This is a genomic window from Streptomyces sp. NPDC127197, assembly GCF_042672405.1.
Classification (GTDB): domain Bacteria; phylum Actinomycetota; class Actinomycetes; order Streptomycetales; family Streptomycetaceae; genus Streptomyces; species Streptomyces flavusporus.
On record NZ_JBHXVG010000002.1, the window covers coordinates 90,594 to 106,686 of the forward strand.

The window sequence follows — 16,093 nt, forward strand, 5'->3', positions numbered from 1 at the left end:
ATGCTCGGGCAGCTCGGCGGCGGCACCACCATACTGGCCACCCCCGTCGGGTATCCCGCGACCGCTGGGGAAACCCACACGGGACTCGCACGTGCGCGGGACGGCGAAGTGGTACGTCACTTGCCAAGTCGGACGGACCGGCCGCCGGGTTGCCGCCCCGGCCCAAGGGTGGCGCACATCACAGCCACACCCATGCCGCCGAGGAGGAAGAGGTACGAACCGGCTCCCGCGGCGAACAGGAAGTCCCCTTCGGGACGGCTGGCGGTGAGCAGGATGACGGCGAGCATCCAGCCCGCGGCGGACGAAACCGCTCCGCTTCTTCCTCCGGTGCCCCACGCCCCGCCCAGGAACAGCCCGGCACCGCCCAGGAGCGCGAGCAGCAGCCCGCCGGGGAACCAGCCGGCCTGCACCAGCGCACCGGCGGCGCCGACCACCAGGCCGAGCACGAACAGTCCCAGGTGGGCGGCGATCCGTCCGGCGGAGGGGCGCTGCAGCGGCTGGGCGAGCATCGAGCCCTGGTCCTTCATGACGCCTCCTCGATCCCGGCGAACAGATCCGTCTCCCGCGCCCGGTCGCGCTCGCCGGGCACCAACTCGTAGTACTCCGTGGTGAAGACGGGCTGAGCGAGTTCGTTGGACAGCGCGAAGTACGGTTCGGCGACGTCGATCTGCGTGGCGTGCGCGCGCATCGCGGCGGCCTTGGCGGCGGCGTACGCGGTGCCGTCGATCTCGGTGGTGATGCGCTCGTCGTCCACGACGCCCGGTACGTCGTCGAGGGTGGCGGCCCGGGGGAAGGGGAGGCGGGACAGGTCCTCCTGGAGGCCGGCGAAGGCCTTCTCGGCGACCGTGCGCGGTACGCGGTTCCAGTAGACCTTGGCGATCGGCAGCCCTTCCGCGGCCGCCAGCTCGGCGGCGCGCTGGGCGACGCGGTGGGCCTGGATGTGGTCGGGGTGGCCGTAGCCGCCGTCGGGGTCGTACGTGATCAGAACCTGGGGGCGTACCTCACGGATCACCTCGACGAGGTGGGCGGCGGCCTCGTCGACGTCGGCCTGCCAGAAGCAGGCGGCATCGTCGTTGCCGGCGAGACCCATCATCCCGGAGTCCCGGTAACGGCCTACGCCGCCGAGCAGACGGAAGTCCTCGACGCCGAGCTCGGACATGGCGGCGGTGAGCTCCCGCAGCCGGTACTCACCGAGGGCGGCGCCGGTCAGGTGGGCGAGCTCCGGCGGAATGACCTCGCCACGCTCGCCGAGGGTGCAGGTGACCAGGGTCACATGCGCACCCTCGGCCGCATACTTGGCCATGGTCGCGCCGTTGTTGATCGACTCGTCGTCGGGGTGCGCGTGCACCAGCAGCAGACGCCGGGCGGGCAGTTCCGTCATGGGGCCAGCCTACGAGGCGACCGTCCTCCACCGGCCACCTCCCCGACCGGCTGCCACCTGTCGTCGTCGAGCACATCGCGCTGCCGCGGACGGAAACGGGCGGGTGTCAGGCGGCCGCGGGAACGGCGAGCCGGCAGTCGCGGCAGCGGCCGGGGCGGCTGCGCGGAAGGCGCGATCGCAGCGCAGCGTGCGCTCAACGGCCGCCAGGGCTGACCGGCACGCCACGTCACCGTGCGAGGCCCGTCCGGATCCGCAGTGTGCGCCCGTGGAAGTGTGACACTTTCCCGGAAAGCGTCACACTCTCACGGCACTACTCGACCTCGCCCTCCGGTACGAGATGGGCGCGGGTCAGCGGGCGCCGCCTTGGCAGGTCGGCCAGGGGCGGGCTCCGGTCGCTCACGGCGCGGAGCCCACGCGCAGGCGCCGGTCAGAACTTGATGCTGCTGATCATCCCGGCGATGTTGGTCGTCAGCTCGCTGATCGTCGGCGCGATCGTGGACGAGGCCAGATAGAACCCGAGCAGGACGCAGACGACCGCATGGCCCGCCTTCAGTCCTGACTTCCTGATCAGCAGGAAGACGATGATCGCCAGCAGCACCACCGCCGAAATCGAGAGTGCCACGGCGGCTCACCTCCAAGAACCCGGGATCGTCGGGGAAACAGTGCGAGGGAACGTGTAAATCCATACAGCAGCCAGCAGGTTCATACCCACGCAGCGCTATTGATCATAACTATCCGTGCGTGCGCATCGATCGGCGCACGGCCGCACAAGGGGGCGCATGGCCAATATGGTCGTGGCATGACGACCGAGCCTGTCTCCTTCCCCCGACGGCACGCCCGCACCCAGCGCTTCACGCTCGGCGCGCCTCGTTCGTTCACCGTGGCCCCCGACGGTTCCCGTGTCGCGTTCCTGCGCTCGGGGTCCGGTACGGACCGGGCCAACGCGCTGTGGGTCCTCGACCTCGCGGACGGCGCGGAGCGCGTGGCGGCCGATCCACGCACACTGCTGGGCGGGGCCGCGGAAGACCTCTCGCCCGAGGAGCGGGCGCGCCGTGAACGCAGCCGTGAGGGCGGTGCCGGCATCGTCGGCTACGCCACCGACACCGCCGTCGAGTTGGCGTCTTTCGCCTTGTCGGGGCGGCTTTTCACGGCGGAGCTGCGGGCCGGCACCGCCCGTGAACTCCCCGTCCCCGGACCGGTGATCGACCCGCGCCCGGCCCCCGACGGCCGGCACATCGCGTACGTCGCCGGCGGCGCCCTGCGGGTCGTGGGTGCCGAGGGTGAGGGCGACCGGGCGCTCGCCGGGCCGGAGTCGGAGTCGGTTTCCTATGGATTGGCCGAGTTCATCGCGGCCGAGGAGATGCACCGTGACCGGGGCTTCTGGTGGGCGCCGGAGTCGGACCGGCTGCTTGTGGCGCGGGTGGACGACACGCCGGTGCAGCGGTGGTGGATCTCCGATCCGGCCTATCCGGAGCGTGACCCACAACACGTCCCCTATCCGGCGGCCGGCACCCCCAACGCGGACGTACGGCTGTTCGTGATCGGCCTCGACGGGGTGCGCACGGAGGTCGTCTGGGACCGGGCGCGCTACCCGTATCTGGCGCGAGTGCACTGGTCAGCGGCGGGTGCGCCACTGGTTCTGGTGCAGGCCCGTGACCAGCGCAGCCAGCTGTACCTGGCGGCGGATCCGGACACGGGGACGACCCGGATGGTGCATGCCGACGAAGATCCGATTTGGCTGGATCTTTTCCCCGGAGTGCCGTGCTGGACGCCCTCCGGGCAGCTGGTGCGGATCGCCGACGAGGGCGGCGCGCGGGTGCTCGCGGTGGGTGAACGTCCGCTGACCGGGCCGCAGTTGCATGTGCGTGCGGTGCTCGACGTGTCGGACGACGACGTGCTGGTCTCGGCCTCGGCGGGCGAGGACGCGACCGCGCCGGAGATCGGCGAGGTGCACGTCTACCGCGTCAACGAACTCGGCCTGGAGCGCGTGTCGCAGGAGCCCGGCGTGCACTCGGCGGTACGCGCCGGGGAGGTGACCGTTCTCGTGTCGGCGACGCTCGACCGGCCGGGGGCCCGGGTGCAGGTGCTGCACGACGGAAAGCCGGCGGCGACCATCCCCTCGTACGCCGAGGATCCCGGTTTGTCCCCGCGCGTGACCCTCACCGAGGGGGGCGCACGGCGGATTCCGTGCGCCGTGCTTATGCCGCGGGACTACCCCGGTGACACTCCCCTGCCGGTCCTCCTGGACCCCTACGGCGGACCGCACGGCCAGCGGGTGGTGGCCGCGCACAACCCGTATCTCACCTCGCAGTGGTTCGCCGACCAGGGATTCGCGGTCGTCGTCGCCGACGGACGGGGCACCCCGGGCCGCTCCCCCGCCTGGGAGAAGGCGGTCCGGGACGACCTGGCGGCGGTGGTTCTCCAGGACCAGGTGGACGCGCTCCAGGCCCTCGCCGCCGACTTCCCGCTCGACCTCAGCCGGGTCGCGATCCGCGGCTGGTCCTTCGGCGGCTATCTGGCCGGGCTCGCGGTGCTGCGCCGGCCGGACGTCTTCCACGCCGGGATCGTGGGCGCGCCGGTCACGGATCTGCGGCTCTACGACACCCACTACCAGGAGCGCTACCTCGGCCACCCGGACGAGCAGCCGGGCGTCTACCGGCGCAACTCGCTGGTCGACGACGCCGGGCTGGTGGACGCCGTCGAGCCGGCCCGGCCGATGATGATCGTCCACGGTTTCGCCGACGACAACGTGGTCGTGGCCCACTCGCTGCGCCTGTCCACCGCCCTCCTGGCCGCCGGCCGCCCGCACGAGGTCCTGCCGCTCTCCGGTGTCACGCACATGACCCCGCAGGAGACGGTCGCGGAGAACCTCCTGCTGCTCCAGCTCGACTTCCTGAAGCGGTCGCTGGGACTGGCGTAGGCACGGCAACGGGCCGGGATGACATGGCGGCATCCCGGCCCGTTTACGGCACCCGCACGGCCGTACGCTCTACAGACTGACGCGTCCGTATATCGGAATCGGGTCAGTGGAGTTGCCTCCGTGTTACCGCGTCTCCTCCGGCGGCACCACCTGCTTCTCCTCCGCGAAGTGGCAGGCGGAGTCATGGGCCGCAGGACCGCCCGCCGGCCTGAACTCCGCGGGCACCGCGAGCGCCGGCACCTCCAGCGTGCAGCGCTCCTGCGCCTTCCAGCAGCGGGTGCGGAAGCGGCAGCCGGAGGGGATGTTCGTCGGGGAGGGCACGTCGCCGAAGAGGATGATGCGCTCGCGGTGTTCACGGGCCTCCGGGTCGGGCACGGGGACCGCGGAGAGCAGCGCCTGGGTGTAGGGGTGCGTGGGATGGTCGTAGATCTCGGCGTCCCTGCCGGTCTCCACGATCCTGCCGAGGTACATGACGCCGACCCGGTCCGAGATGTGCCGGACGATCGACAGGTCGTGCGCGATGAAGATGTACGAGAGGTCGAACTCGTTCTGCAGGCGCTCCATCAGGTTGATGACCTGGGCCTGGACGGACACGTCCAGCGCGGAGACCGGTTCGTCGGCGACGATGATCTCCGGGCGCAGCGCCAAGCCCCGTGCGAGACCGATGCGTTGACGCTGGCCGCCGGAGAACTGGTGCGGATAGCGGTTGATGTACTCGGGGTTGAGGCCCACGACGTCCAGCAGTTCCTGGACGCGTCTGCGCCGGTCGCCCTTGGGGGCCACCTCGGGGTGGATCTCGTACGGCTCCCCGATGATGTCGCCCACCGTCATACGGGGGTTGAGGGAGGTGTACGGGTCCTGGAACACCATCTGGATGTTGCGCCGCACGGCTTTCAGGGCCTTGCCGGACAGCTTGGTGATGTCCTCACCCCTGTACTTGATCACTCCGGCCGTCGGCTTCTCCAGGCTGACCAGCATCCTGGCGACCGTGGACTTGCCGCAGCCGGACTCGCCGACGATGCCGAGGGTTTCGCCGCGGTCGAGGGTGAGGTCGACCCCGTCGACGGCCTTCACCGAGCCGACCTGCTTCTTGAAGAGGACGCCCCGCGTCAGCGGGTAGTGCTTGACGAGCCCGCTGACCTCCAGAATCGGCTCAGCCATGCAGGCACTCCCTCCAGAAGTGGCAGGCGCTCCCCCGGGCCCCGTCCGATGGGGTCACCTCGTACAGCGGGGGTACGTCGGTGCGGCACACGTCCTGGGCCATCGGGCAGCGCGGGTGGAACGCGCAGCCCGGCGGGATGTTCATGAGGTTGGGCGGCAGCCCCTTGATGGCGTAGAGCTCCTGGCCCTTGTGGTGCAGACGCGGGATGGAGTCGAGCAGGCCCCTGGTGTACGGGTGGGCCGGCGCCTTGTAGATGTCGTGCACCGGCGCCGACTCCACGATCCGGCCCGCGTACATCACCGCGATCCGGTCGGCGACGTCGGCGACCACACCGAGGTCGTGGGTGATGAGGATCAGCCCCATGTTCAGTTCGCGCCGGAGCTCCGCCAGCAGGTCCATGACCTGGGCCTGCACGGTGACGTCGAGGGCGGTGGTGGGCTCGTCGGCGATGATCAGGGCCGGTTCGAGGGCGAGGGCCATCGCGATCATGATGCGCTGGCGCATACCGCCGGAGAACTGGTGCGGGTACTGCTTCACCCGTTCCTTGGCGCCCGGGATGCGGACGCGCTCCATCAGCTCCACGGCCCTGGCCCGCGCGTCCTTCTTCGACATGCCCCGGTGGACCACGAACATCTCGCCGAGCTGGTCGCCCACGGACAGCACGGGGTTGAGTGCCGACAGCGCGTCCTGGAAGATCATCGCCATCTCGGCGCCGCGGATCTTCCGCCGCTCGTCCTCCTTGAGCTTCAGCAGGTCCCGGCCCTGGAAGAGGACCTGCCCGCCGGTGATCCGGCCCGGCGGCATGTCGAGGATGCCCATGACGGCCTGGGCGGTGACGGACTTGCCGGAACCGGACTCGCCGAGCACGGCGAGGGTCTCGCCGGCGTCCACGCTGCAGGTGACGCCGTTGACGGCCTTGGCGATCCCGTCCCGGGTCCGGAACTCCACCTGCAGATCGCGTACTTCGAGCAGCATGCCGGCACCTCACCTCAGCTTCGGGTCGAGGGCGTCGCGCACCGCGTCGCCGAGCATGATGAACGCGAGCACGGTGATCGCCAGCGCTCCGGAGGGCCACAGCAGCGCGTGCGGGGCGTTGCGGATGTACGGGGAGGCCGCCGAGATGTCGATCCCCCAGGACACGCTGGGCGGCTTCAGGCCGACACCGAGGTACGACAGGGTCGCCTCCAGCGCGATGTACGTGCCGAGCGCGATGGTCGCCACGACGATCACCGGTGCGACGGCGTTGGGTGCGATGTGCCGCAGCAGCAGCCGGGAGTTGGAGGAGCCGAGGGCGCGGGCGGCCTGGACGTAGTCGTTCTGTTTGACGGTGATGACGGAGCCGCGGGCGATCCGGGAGATCTGCGGCCAGCCGAGCAGCACCATGAACCCGATGACCGGCCAGACGGAGTTGCTGGTCACGACCGACAGCAGGACGAGCCCGCCGAGCACGACGGGGATCGCGAAGAAGATGTCGGTGATCCGCGACAGGACCGAGTCCCACATCCCGCCGAAGAACCCGGCGAGCCCGCCGAGCACGCTCCCCAGGATCGCGACCCCGAGCGTGGCGCAGACGCCGACCACGACGGACGTACGGGCGCCGTAGACCGTGCGCGTGTACACGTCGCAGCCCTGGCCGTCGTAGCCGAAGGGATGCCCGGGCTGTGATCCCTCCTGGGCCTTGGCGAGGTCGCACTTGAGGGGATTGCCCGAGGCGATCAGGGACGGCCACAGGGAGATGACGACCAGGAAGCAGATCACCAGGCCCGAGATGATGAAGACCGGGTTGCGGCGCAGGTCGTGCCAGGCGTCGGACCAGAGGGAACGGGGTTTGCCGGACGGGCCCGCACCGTCCGGGCGGCTGGGACGGTTCTCCAGCGTCTCCGCCTCGCTCGCGGCCAGGTCCATCGCTCCTCCCATGCCGGTGCCGGCGATCGTGCCGCCGGGTTCCCTGCGCTCAGGCATAGCGGATCCTCGGGTCGAGTACGGCGTACAGAAGGTCGACGAGGAGGTTGGCGAGCAGGAAGACGAGGACGAGGACGGTCACGAAGCCGACGACGGTCTGCGTGTTCTGCCGGAGAATCCCCTGGTAGAGCTGGTAGCCGACGCCGTGGATGTTGAAGATCCGCTCGGTGACGATCGCGCCGCCCATCAGCGCGCCCACATCGGTGCCGATGAAGGTGACCACGGGGATCAGGGAGTTGCGCAGCAGATGCCGGGTGATCACCCGGCGTCGGGGCAGGCCCTTGGCGACGGCCGTACGGACGTAGTCGGAGCGCCGGTTCTCCGCGATGGAGGTGCGGGTCAGCCGGGTGACGTAGGCGAGGGAGACGGAGGCGAGCACGAGACCGGGCACGATCAGCTCGTCGAACCGGGCCTCGGGGGACACCGACGGTTTGATCCAGCCCCACTGGACGCCGAGCAGAAGCTGGAGCAGCAGGCCGGTGACGAAGGTGGGCACGGAGATGACGACGAGGGTGATCAGCAGGACCGTGGTGTCGACGGGGTGGCCCCGGCGCAGACCCGTGACGACACCCAGCGTAATGCCAATGACGATCTCGAACAGGATCGCCACGATCGTGAGCCGGATGGTGACCGGGAACGCGGTCGACATCAGTTCGATGACCGGCTGGCCGTTGAAGGCGGTGCCGAAGTCGCCGGTGAAGACGTTGCCCATGTAGGTCAGGTATTGCTGCCAGACCGGCTTGTCGAGGCCGAACTCCTTCCTGAGCCGGGCGGCCGTCGCCGGGTCGCACTCCTGCTCACCGCACAGCCCCGCGATGGGGTCACCCATCACGTTGACCATCAGGAAGATCAGCAGAGTGGCCCCGACGAAGACCGGGATCATCTGCAGCAGGCGCCGGACGACATACCGTCCCATGGCGCCGCCTCAGCTGACCTTGATCTGGTCGTAGACGGGGACGCTGAACGGGTTGAGTTTCACGTCCGAAAGGCGCTCCGAGTAGCCGGCGCTGCCGTTCTGGTACCAGAGCGGGATGGCCGCCATGTTGTCCCGCACGACCTCCTGGGCCTGCTGGAAGGTCCTGATCGCCTTGGCCGTGTCGGACTCGGCGTTGGCCCGGTCGACGAGGTCGTCGAACTTCTCGTCGGACCACTTGCCGTCGTTGGAGGAGGCGTTGGTGTAGTAGAGCGGCTGGAGGAAGTTCTGGATCAGCGGGTAGTCCATCTGCCAGCCGGCGCGGAACGGGCCGGACATCTTGCGGTCGGTGATCTGGCCGCGGAAGTCGGCGAAGGTGCCGATCGGGTTGCCGACGCAGGCGTGGTCGTTGTCGAGGGCGTTGTTGATGGAGTTGCAGACCGCGTCGACCCACTGCTTGTGGGAGCCGGTGTCCGCGTTGTACGTGATCCTGACCTGCCCTCCGGGCAGTCCGCCGCCCTCGCGGACCAGCTTCTTCGCCTCCGCGGCGTCGTACTCGCACCACTGCCCGCACAGCCCGGGCTTGTATCCGCCCTCCTCGCCGAGGACCGGGGAGGTCCAGTCGGTCGCGGGGGTGCGGGTCTTGTGGAAGATGGTCTCGGTGATCTGCTTGCGGTCGATCGCCCGGGACAGGCCCTTGCGGACCTTGTCCATGCCGGGCCTGTTCCAGTTCCTGTCGTAGTAGGGGAAGGCGAGGGTCTGGAGGATGCCGGCGGGGGTGTTGAGGTAACGGTCGCCCAGGTCGTTGCGGACGTTCTTGAGCTGGGATGCGGGGACGTCGTCGACGAGGTCGAGGTTGCCGGCCAGCAGGTCGGTGTAGGCGGTGTTGTTGTCGGTGTAGACCTTGAGGTCCACGCCGCCGTTCTGGGCCTTGTCGGGGCCGGGGTAGGCGTCCCAGGCGCGCAGGGACATCTGGGAGCCCTTGATGTACGAGTCGACGCTGTACGGGCCGTTGCCGACGGGCCTGCTGAGCCAGGCGTCGTGGTCGTCGAAGAACGCCCGGGGCAGCGGGGCGAAGGCGGGGTAGCCGAGGGTGTCGGGGAAGGTGGAGAACTTCTGGCTGAGCCGGACGGTGAAGGTGCGGTCGCCGGTGACCTTCAGGCCGGACAGGGTGTCGGCGCTCTGCTCGCCGCCGTCCTCGGGGTGGACCTTGTCGTAGCCCTCGATGTAGCTGAAGAAGTAGGCGTTGCGCTGGTTGTTCTTCAGGCTCGCGCCGTAGTTCCAGGCGTCGACGAAGGACCGGGCGGTGACCGGTTCGCCGTTGCTGAAGGTCCAGCCGTCCTTGATGGTGACGGTGAAGTTCCGCGAGTCGGTCGTCTCGATGCTCTCGGCGAGCATGTTCTCGGCCTTGCCGGTCTCGGGGTTGTACTTCTTCAGGCCCCGGAAGATCATGTCGAGGACCTTGCCGCCCTGCACCTCGTTGGTGTTGGCCGGCTCCAGCGGGTTCTGCGGGTCGCCCCAGGAGGAGCTCAGCACCGCACCGCTGTCGCCGGCACTGCCGCCGCCCCCGCCGCAGGCGGTCGCCACGAGGGCTGCCGCGACCGCACACACGGCCCATGTGGCGTGCGTGGCTCTACGCATGGAGTCCCTCCTCATGCAGTGCCCTACCGCCGTCGCCGGGACGCCGGCCCCATAACGGCCAATATCCGTCCAAACGGTGCGCCATGCATAGGCGTGCGGCTCTTTGGGCTAGTGAGGGAGGGGGTGGGGGTGAAATGCGGGGCGGCTGGGGGTGATGGGGCTGCGAGTCGATGCGGTGTGCTCGTTCTTCCCGCGTAAATCCCGGATTCGTGTACTGATCCGCCGTACAGCAGGCACACTGCCCGGATGGGTGATCGTTCCTACCGTGACGCCGCTCTCGTCGAACTGTATGAGGCCCTCAACCCGTGGGGGGCGGGTGACGACTTCTACCTCGATCTGGTGATGTCCGCCGGTGCCGTGCTCGACGTCGGCTGCGGAACCGGGCGGCTGCTGCGGCAGGCGCGGGAGGCGGGGCACCGGGGGCGGCTCACCGGCCTCGATCCGGCCGCCGCCATGCTCGTACGGGCCCGACGCGCCACCCGGGACGTCGAGTGGGTGCTCGGGGACTTGTCCTGCACCTGGTGGCAGGAGGAGTTCGACCTGGTCGTGATGACCGGGCACGCCTTTCAGGAGCTGCTCGGCGACGAGGAGCTGCGGCGTTCGCTCGCCGCGGTCCGCCGGAGCCTCGCCCCGCATGGCGCGTTCGTGTTCGAGACGCGCAATCCGGCCGCCCGTGCCTGGGAGTCCTGGACCCCGGACCGGATCCACGAGGCCCGCGGTCCGGACGGGGACGTGGTGCGTCTGTGGCACGAGACCGAGACGCCGGTCCACGGGGACCGCGTGTCGTTCACCGGGACCTTCGACGGTCCGCGTTGGGACGAGCCCCAGGTCAGCCGCAACACGCTGAGGTTCCTCGGCGTGGACGCCCTGGACCGGTTCCTGGACGAGGCCGGGCTCGCCGTACGGCAGCGGTTCGGGGACTGGGGGCGGGGGCCGTTCACCCCCGCCAGCCCCGAGATCATCACGGTCGTACGGCGGGCCTGACGTCAAACGCAGGCGTCAGTCCTGGCCCTCCTCCAGCGCCTTCAGCGCCGGGTCGAGGACGACGTCCTCGTCGCGGGCCTCCGTGGTCGGGTCCTCCGGGAAGTGGCAGGCCGTCAGGTGGCCGGCCCGGTTGCCGGAGAGCTGGACCAGGGGCGGTTCCTCGGTGGCGCACTTGTCCTGCGCCTTCCAGCAGCGGGTGCGGAAGCGGCAGCCGGACGGCGGGTGGATCGGCGAGGGCACGTCGCCGGCGAGGCGGATGCGCTCGCGGTTCTCGGCCTCGTCGTCGATCGCGACCTCGGGAACGGCCGAGAGGAGGGCGTGGGTGTACGGGTGCCGGGGCCGGTTGTAGATCGAGTCCCGGTCGCCGACCTCGACCACCTTGCCGAGGTACATGACGGCGACACGCTGCGAGAAGTGCCGCACGATGGCCAGGTCGTGGGCGATGAACACGAAGGCGATGCCCAGCTCCTGCTGCACCTTCTGCAGCAGGTTCACCACCTGCGCCTGGATCGACACGTCCAGCGCGGAGACCGGCTCGTCGGCGACGATCAGCTTCGGGTTCAGCGCCAGGGCGCGGGCCACGCCGATGCGCTGGCGCTGGCCGCCGGAGAACTCGTGCGGGAAGCGGTTGTAGTGCTCGGGGTTGAGGCCGACCAGCTCCAGCAGCTCCCGGACGCGCTTCTCCCGGCCGCCCGCCGGCTCGATCCCGTTGACCTCCATCGGCGACTTGATGATGGTGCCGACGGTTTGCCGCGGGTTCAGCGAGGAGTACGGGTCCTGGAAGATCATCTGGATCTCGGACCGCACCGGCGCGAGCTGCCGCCGCGAGGCGTGCGTGATGTCCTGCCCGGCGTAGGTGATCTGTCCGGCCGTCGGCTCCAGCAGCCGGGTGATCAGCCGGCCGGTCGTCGACTTGCCGCAGCCCGACTCGCCGACCAGGCCGACGCTCTCGCCGGCGCCGACGGTCAGGTCGACCCCGTCGACGGCCTGCACCGCGCCGACCTTCCGTTTGATCGGGAAGCCGCCGTAGATCGGGAAGTGTTTCGTGAGCCCCTTGACCTCGAGGAGGGTTTCCGTCGGGGTCTGGTCGGTGGAGCCCTGCTGTGCGGGGAGGGTGAGGTTCTCGCTCATGATCTCGGTTCTCCCTAGCGCAGCCGGGGCTGGATCTCGTCGATGAAGATGGTCTGCTTCTGCTCGGCCGTGAGGTGGCACGCGGAGTCACGGCCCTCGCCCAGCGGTGGCCGTACGTCCGTGCAGAGGGTGCCCGACACCTTGTCCTTGAAGGCGCAGCGCGGGTGGAAGGGGCAGCCCGACGGCGGGTTGAGCAGGGAGGGCGGGGTGCCCGGGATCGGCGTCAGCTCCGTGTGGATGTCGCCGTCCAGCCGCGGCATGGAGCTGAGCAGGCCCCAGGTGTAGGGGTGCTTCGGGGTGCGCAGCACCTCCTTGACGCTGCCGCGCTCCACGGCCCGGCCGGCGTACATCACCAGCAGGTCGTCGGCCATGTTGGAGATGACACCGAGGTCGTGGGTGATGAAGATGATCGCGGAGCCGAACTCCTGCTGGAGGTCCTTGAGCAGGTCCAGGATCTGCGCCTGCACGGTCACGTCGAGCGCGGTGGTCGGCTCGTCGGCGATCAGCAGGTCGGGGTCGCACATCAGCGCCATGGCGATCATCGCGCGCTGGCGCATACCGCCGGAGAACTGGTGCGGGTAGTCGTCGAAGCGCACCTTGGGCTGCGGGATGCCGACCTTCTCCAGCATCTGGATCGCCCGGTCCTTGGCCTCCTTCTTGGAGGCGCCGGTGTGCTTCCTGTACGGCTCGGACAGCTGGCGGCCCACCGTGTAGTACGGGGAGAGGGCGGTCAGCGGGTCCTGGAAGATCATCGCCATCTTGTTGCCGCGGAGCCTCTCCAGCTCCTTCTCGGTGGCGGTGACGAGTTCCTTGCCGTCGAGGACGATCTCGCCGTCGATGGTGGTGGTCCGCGGGTTGTGCAGGCCGAGGATCGTCAGGTTGGTGACGGACTTGCCGGAGCCGGACTCGCCGACGATGCCCAGGGTCTTACCGCGCTCGACGTCGAAGGAGAGGCCGTCGACCGCCTTGACGATGCCGTCCTCGGTGGAGAACTGCACCCGAAGGTCACGGACCGAGAGGAAGCTCTCGGGCCCGGTCGGGGCCGGGGCGTCCTCGGTCTTGGTCAGTGTGGTCACGGTGGTTCGTTGCTTCCTAGGAGAGGCGGACGCGCGGGTCGATCCAGGCGTACACGATGTCGACGAGGATGTTCAGGAGCAGGATGACGAAGGCTCCGACCAGCATGACGCCCATCGTCAGCGGGAGGTCCTTGTTGACCGCGCCGTCCACCGCGAGGCGTCCGATGCCCTGGAGGGAGAAGGTCAGTTCGGTGACCACACCGCCGCCGAGCAGCGAGCTGAGGTCGATGCCGAGGACGGTGACGATCGGGATGAGCGAGCCGCGCCAGGCGTAGCGGAAGAAGACGTAACGCTTCGGCATGCCCTTGGCCCGGGCGGTGCGCACGTGCTCCTCGGCGAGCTGCTCGACGAGGGAGGCGCGCGCCATACGCGTGTACTGGGCGGTGAAGATGGTGGCCATCACGACCATGGGAATCCACAGCCCGGCGAGCCAGCCGAACGGATCGTCCGTGAACGGCACGTACTTGGGGTCCTCCACCCAGCCGGTGCTGTACACGAAGATCAGCAGCACGATGGGGCCGAGGAAGTAGATCTGGAACGAGCTGAGCACCATGGACGCACCGGTGGCGACCTTGTCGATCGCGGAGCCGCGCCGGTAGGCGGCGAGCATTCCCGCGCCGATGCCGACAGTCAGGAAGACGACCATGGCGCCGACCGTCAGCGAGATGGTCAGCGGGAAGCGGTCCATGATCGTGTCCCAGACCATGTCACCCGAGTAGAACGACTGGCCGAGGCACGGGGCGGGGCAGTGGCCGTCGGGGAAGTCACGGCCGACGACGATTCCCGACATGAAGTCCCAGAACTGCTGGGCCACTGGCAGGTTGAGGCCGAGCGCCTCACGGATGTCCTCCAGTCTCGCGGGCGAGCAGTCCCTGCCACAGGCCAGAGAGGCGTAGTCGGATGGCGCCGCGACGAAGAGGAAGAAGGTTGCGGCGCCGATGAGAAACAGGGTGACGACGGCACCGACAGTGCGCCGGATGATGAACTGAAGCATGGCGGGATGGCTGCTCTCTGCGGAGACGGTGGGAGGTTTGCGCGGAACCGCGGGGGTGCGCTCCGCCTGGTGCGCACCCCCGCGATCAGCCGTAGAGAGTTACGACTTCAGGAACAGTCGGGTGACGTCGATGTAGCTGGACTCGGTGCTGTAGCGGGCACCGCCGATGTTCGAGCCGTAGAGCTGCAGCTGCTTGGTGTACCACAGCGGAGCGGCCGGGTTGACCTCTTCCAGGATGTAGTGGTGCGCCTCGATCCAGGTCTTCGCCGCCTCGGTGGGCTCCTGGGTCAGGGCCTTCTTGATCAGATCCTGGACCTTCGGGTCGTTGATGTGCGAGTAGTTCGGCGAACCGTCGGCGATCTGGTCACCGTCGTAGACCGGCGTGACGACCGTGCCCGGGGACGGCCAGTCCTGGCCCCAGCCGGAGATGTAGATGTCGTACGGGTTGTCGAGCTTACCGATCTGCTCGTAGTAGCTGGCGGCGTCGACCTCCTTGGAGACGACGTCGAAGCCGACCTTGGTCAGCGCGTCCTCGATGGCGACCTTGCGCTTCTGGCCCTGCTCGCTGTTCGCGTAGGCGAAGACGAGCTTCTTCTCGGCGGCCGGGACGTCCTTCAGGAGCTCCTCGGCCTTCGCGAGGTTGCCCTGCGGCGTCTTCAGACGGCCGTACGGGTCGTAGTCCGCCTCGTAGCCCGGCAGGGTCGGGGCGAACAGGTTCGGGGCCACGTCGCCACCGTAGGCGCCGCCCTCACCGGCGATCAGCGACTTGGAGTTCACCGCGTAGGTGATGGCGTCGCGGACGGCCTTGTTCTTGACCCGGTCCAGGTTGAAGTTCAGCACCTGGACGTAGGGCTGGTAGCCCTTGATCGTGCGCTTGTTGACGACCGCGTCCCCGACGACGTCCTGGATCTGGGTGGACTCGACGCTGCCCGTGAGCTGGATGGCGTTCTTGGAGTCACCCTGGTCAGCGATCAGACGCTTGGTCTGGGTCGACTCGGTGATGCCGAACTGCATGTCGAAGCCGTCGACGTACTGGTGGCGCACGGCGTCGGTCTTCGGGTCCCACTGGTCGTTCTTGACGAGCTTGAGGGACTTGCCGATCTTGTACTCGGCGATCTTGTACGGGCCGGTGGCGACCGGAGCCTTGTCGTACTTCGCCTTGGTGTCGGTCTCCTCCGGAACGATGGAGTAGCCCGGCATGGCCAGCGTCTGCGGCAGGTCCGGACGCGCCACGTCGAAGTGGAAGACGATCGTCTTGTCGTCCGGGGTCTCCAGGACGTCGTCCGGCAGGTGCTTGCTGCCGTAGCCGCCGTCCGGCAGCGCCTTGCGGTAGTCCGCGCCGCTCAGCCAGGTCTGCAGGTACGTCGGACCGTCGAAGATGAACTCGGCGTAGGTGCGCTCGATGGTGTGGCGGACGTCGGCGGAGGTGATCTCCTTGCCGTTCTGGTCCTTGATGCCGTCCTTGAGCGTGAACGTCCAGGTCTTGCCGCCGTCGGAGGACTTGCCGGAGTCGGTGGCGAGGTCGCCGACGACCGAGACGCCGCCCTTGCCGTCCTCCTCGAAGTTCGTCAGCCCGCGGAAGAGCAGGTTGGCGACCTGACCGGCGTCGGAGACGTAGATCTGGCCCGGGTCCAGGTGGGAGAGGCCCGCCTCCTGGTAGACGGTGATCGTGCCGCCGCTCTTGGCGCCGGGGACCTCCTCGGCCGGGCCGGTCGAGGCCGCGGCGTCGGCGTAGGTGACGGCCTTCGACTGAGCGGAGGCCTCCTCCTGGTCCTTCTTGGAGTCCTTGTTGGAGCTCGTGCCCTTGTTCTCCGAGCAGCCCGTGAGCGCGAGGGAGCCGGCCGCGATGGCGACCACTATGGCGCGCGCTCTGCGCGAGGTGAACGACTTCATAACGGTGAATGCACCTACCTGTCGGTTGTTATCCAT

Annotated in this window: 14 protein-coding genes; 2 read left to right on the plus strand and 12 right to left on the minus strand. The window is 68.9% G+C overall.

Features of this window, described 5'->3' with window-relative positions:
- Positions 1–116: 116 nt before the first annotated feature.
- The 3 genes from ACFVJQ_RS03095 to ACFVJQ_RS03105 all read right to left on the minus strand — a co-directional run bounded on the left by ACFVJQ_RS03095 (position 117) and on the right by ACFVJQ_RS03105 (position 2,003).
- Complete coding sequence (locus tag ACFVJQ_RS03095) at positions 117–527, minus strand: DUF6113 family protein (RefSeq protein ID WP_385510762.1); 411 nt, start codon at positions 525–527, stop codon at positions 117–119.
- Positions 524–1,381 (minus strand): N-acetyl-1-D-myo-inositol-2-amino-2-deoxy-alpha-D-glucopyranoside deacetylase, encoded by an 858-nt coding sequence (mshB, locus tag ACFVJQ_RS03100; RefSeq protein WP_385780503.1) that lies wholly within the window; start codon positions 1,379–1,381, stop codon positions 524–526. Before mshB ends, ACFVJQ_RS03095 begins: the two co-directional genes overlap by 4 nt.
- Positions 1,382–1,808: 427 nt before the next feature.
- Positions 1,809–2,003, minus strand: a complete 195-nt coding sequence (locus ACFVJQ_RS03105; protein ID WP_385264876.1) for a hypothetical protein — start codon at positions 2,001–2,003, stop codon at positions 1,809–1,811.
- A 177-nt stretch (positions 2,004–2,180) separates the two neighbouring features.
- Here ACFVJQ_RS03105 and ACFVJQ_RS03110 point away from each other — a divergent pair, with 177 nt between their 5' ends.
- Positions 2,181–4,301 (plus strand): prolyl oligopeptidase family serine peptidase, encoded by a 2,121-nt coding sequence (locus ACFVJQ_RS03110; protein WP_385780506.1) that lies wholly within the window; start codon positions 2,181–2,183, stop codon positions 4,299–4,301.
- A 123-nt stretch (positions 4,302–4,424) separates the two neighbouring features.
- Here the strand turns inward: ACFVJQ_RS03110 and ACFVJQ_RS03115 are convergent, their stop codons facing one another.
- The 5 genes from ACFVJQ_RS03115 to ACFVJQ_RS03135 are packed head-to-tail and all read right to left on the minus strand — an operon-like array spanning position 4,425 to position 9,979.
- Positions 4,425–5,462 (minus strand): ABC transporter ATP-binding protein, encoded by a 1,038-nt coding sequence (locus ACFVJQ_RS03115; protein WP_385510766.1) that lies wholly within the window; start codon positions 5,460–5,462, stop codon positions 4,425–4,427.
- Positions 5,455–6,438, minus strand: coding sequence for an ABC transporter ATP-binding protein (locus tag ACFVJQ_RS03120; RefSeq protein ID WP_385510767.1), 984 nt, complete (start codon positions 6,436–6,438; stop codon positions 5,455–5,457). The genes ACFVJQ_RS03115 and ACFVJQ_RS03120 overlap by 8 nt, the downstream gene beginning before the upstream one ends.
- A 9-nt stretch (positions 6,439–6,447) precedes the next feature.
- A complete protein-coding gene (locus tag ACFVJQ_RS03125) occupies positions 6,448–7,425 on the minus strand; it encodes an ABC transporter permease (protein ID WP_385510769.1) in 978 nt (325 codons plus the stop codon).
- The gene (locus ACFVJQ_RS03130; RefSeq protein WP_385780509.1) at positions 7,418–8,341 is read right to left on the minus strand and encodes an ABC transporter permease; all 924 of its coding nucleotides are present in this window, start codon (positions 8,339–8,341) and stop codon (positions 7,418–7,420) included. The genes ACFVJQ_RS03125 and ACFVJQ_RS03130 overlap by 8 nt, the downstream gene beginning before the upstream one ends.
- 9 nt (positions 8,342–8,350) lie before the next feature.
- The gene (locus tag ACFVJQ_RS03135) at positions 8,351–9,979 is read right to left on the minus strand and encodes an ABC transporter substrate-binding protein (protein ID WP_385510772.1); all 1,629 of its coding nucleotides are present in this window, start codon (positions 9,977–9,979) and stop codon (positions 8,351–8,353) included.
- A 246-nt stretch (positions 9,980–10,225) separates the two neighbouring features.
- On the opposite strand from ACFVJQ_RS03135, the gene ACFVJQ_RS03140 reads away from it, so the two are divergent.
- Complete coding sequence (locus ACFVJQ_RS03140) at positions 10,226–10,963, plus strand: class I SAM-dependent methyltransferase (RefSeq protein WP_385510773.1); 738 nt, start codon at positions 10,226–10,228, stop codon at positions 10,961–10,963.
- A gap of 15 nt (positions 10,964–10,978) precedes the next feature.
- Here ACFVJQ_RS03140 and ACFVJQ_RS03145 read toward each other — a convergent pair whose 3' ends face one another.
- From ACFVJQ_RS03145 to ACFVJQ_RS03160, 4 genes are all read right to left on the minus strand, one after another.
- The gene (locus ACFVJQ_RS03145) at positions 10,979–12,094 is read right to left on the minus strand and encodes an ABC transporter ATP-binding protein (RefSeq protein ID WP_385510775.1); all 1,116 of its coding nucleotides are present in this window, start codon (positions 12,092–12,094) and stop codon (positions 10,979–10,981) included.
- 14 nt (positions 12,095–12,108) lie between these two features.
- The gene (locus ACFVJQ_RS03150; protein ID WP_385510776.1) at positions 12,109–13,170 is read right to left on the minus strand and encodes an ABC transporter ATP-binding protein; all 1,062 of its coding nucleotides are present in this window, start codon (positions 13,168–13,170) and stop codon (positions 12,109–12,111) included.
- Positions 13,171–13,186: 16 nt separating this feature from the next.
- Complete coding sequence (locus ACFVJQ_RS03155) at positions 13,187–14,164, minus strand: ABC transporter permease (protein WP_385510778.1); 978 nt, start codon at positions 14,162–14,164, stop codon at positions 13,187–13,189.
- A gap of 99 nt (positions 14,165–14,263) precedes the next feature.
- Positions 14,264–16,057, minus strand: a complete 1,794-nt coding sequence (locus ACFVJQ_RS03160) for an ABC transporter substrate-binding protein (RefSeq protein ID WP_385510779.1) — start codon at positions 16,055–16,057, stop codon at positions 14,264–14,266.
- Positions 16,058–16,093: the final 36 nt, after the last annotated feature.

Coding starts and splice junctions, on each gene's coding strand:
- ACFVJQ_RS03135 (WP_385510772.1), bottom strand. CDS start 9,979: ATGCGTAGAGCCACGCACGCCACATGGGCCGTGTGTGCGGTCGCGGCA.
- ACFVJQ_RS03160 (WP_385510779.1), bottom strand. CDS start 16,057: ATGAAGTCGTTCACCTCGCGCAGAGCGCGCGCCATAGTGGTCGCCATC.
- ACFVJQ_RS03110 (WP_385780506.1), top strand. CDS start 2,181: ATGACGACCGAGCCTGTCTCCTTCCCCCGACGGCACGCCCGCACCCAG.
- ACFVJQ_RS03140 (WP_385510773.1), top strand. CDS start 10,226: ATGGGTGATCGTTCCTACCGTGACGCCGCTCTCGTCGAACTGTATGAG.
- ACFVJQ_RS03115 (WP_385510766.1), bottom strand. CDS start 5,462: ATGGCTGAGCCGATTCTGGAGGTCAGCGGGCTCGTCAAGCACTACCCG.
- ACFVJQ_RS03095 (WP_385510762.1), bottom strand. CDS start 527: ATGAAGGACCAGGGCTCGATGCTCGCCCAGCCGCTGCAGCGCCCCTCC.
- ACFVJQ_RS03145 (WP_385510775.1), bottom strand. CDS start 12,094: ATGAGCGAGAACCTCACCCTCCCCGCACAGCAGGGCTCCACCGACCAG.
- mshB (WP_385780503.1), bottom strand. CDS start 1,381: ATGACGGAACTGCCCGCCCGGCGTCTGCTGCTGGTGCACGCGCACCCC.
- ACFVJQ_RS03120 (WP_385510767.1), bottom strand. CDS start 6,438: ATGCTGCTCGAAGTACGCGATCTGCAGGTGGAGTTCCGGACCCGGGAC.
- ACFVJQ_RS03125 (WP_385510769.1), bottom strand. CDS start 7,425: ATGCCTGAGCGCAGGGAACCCGGCGGCACGATCGCCGGCACCGGCATG.
- ACFVJQ_RS03155 (WP_385510778.1), bottom strand. CDS start 14,164: ATGCTTCAGTTCATCATCCGGCGCACTGTCGGTGCCGTCGTCACCCTG.
- ACFVJQ_RS03130 (WP_385780509.1), bottom strand. CDS start 8,341: ATGGGACGGTATGTCGTCCGGCGCCTGCTGCAGATGATCCCGGTCTTC.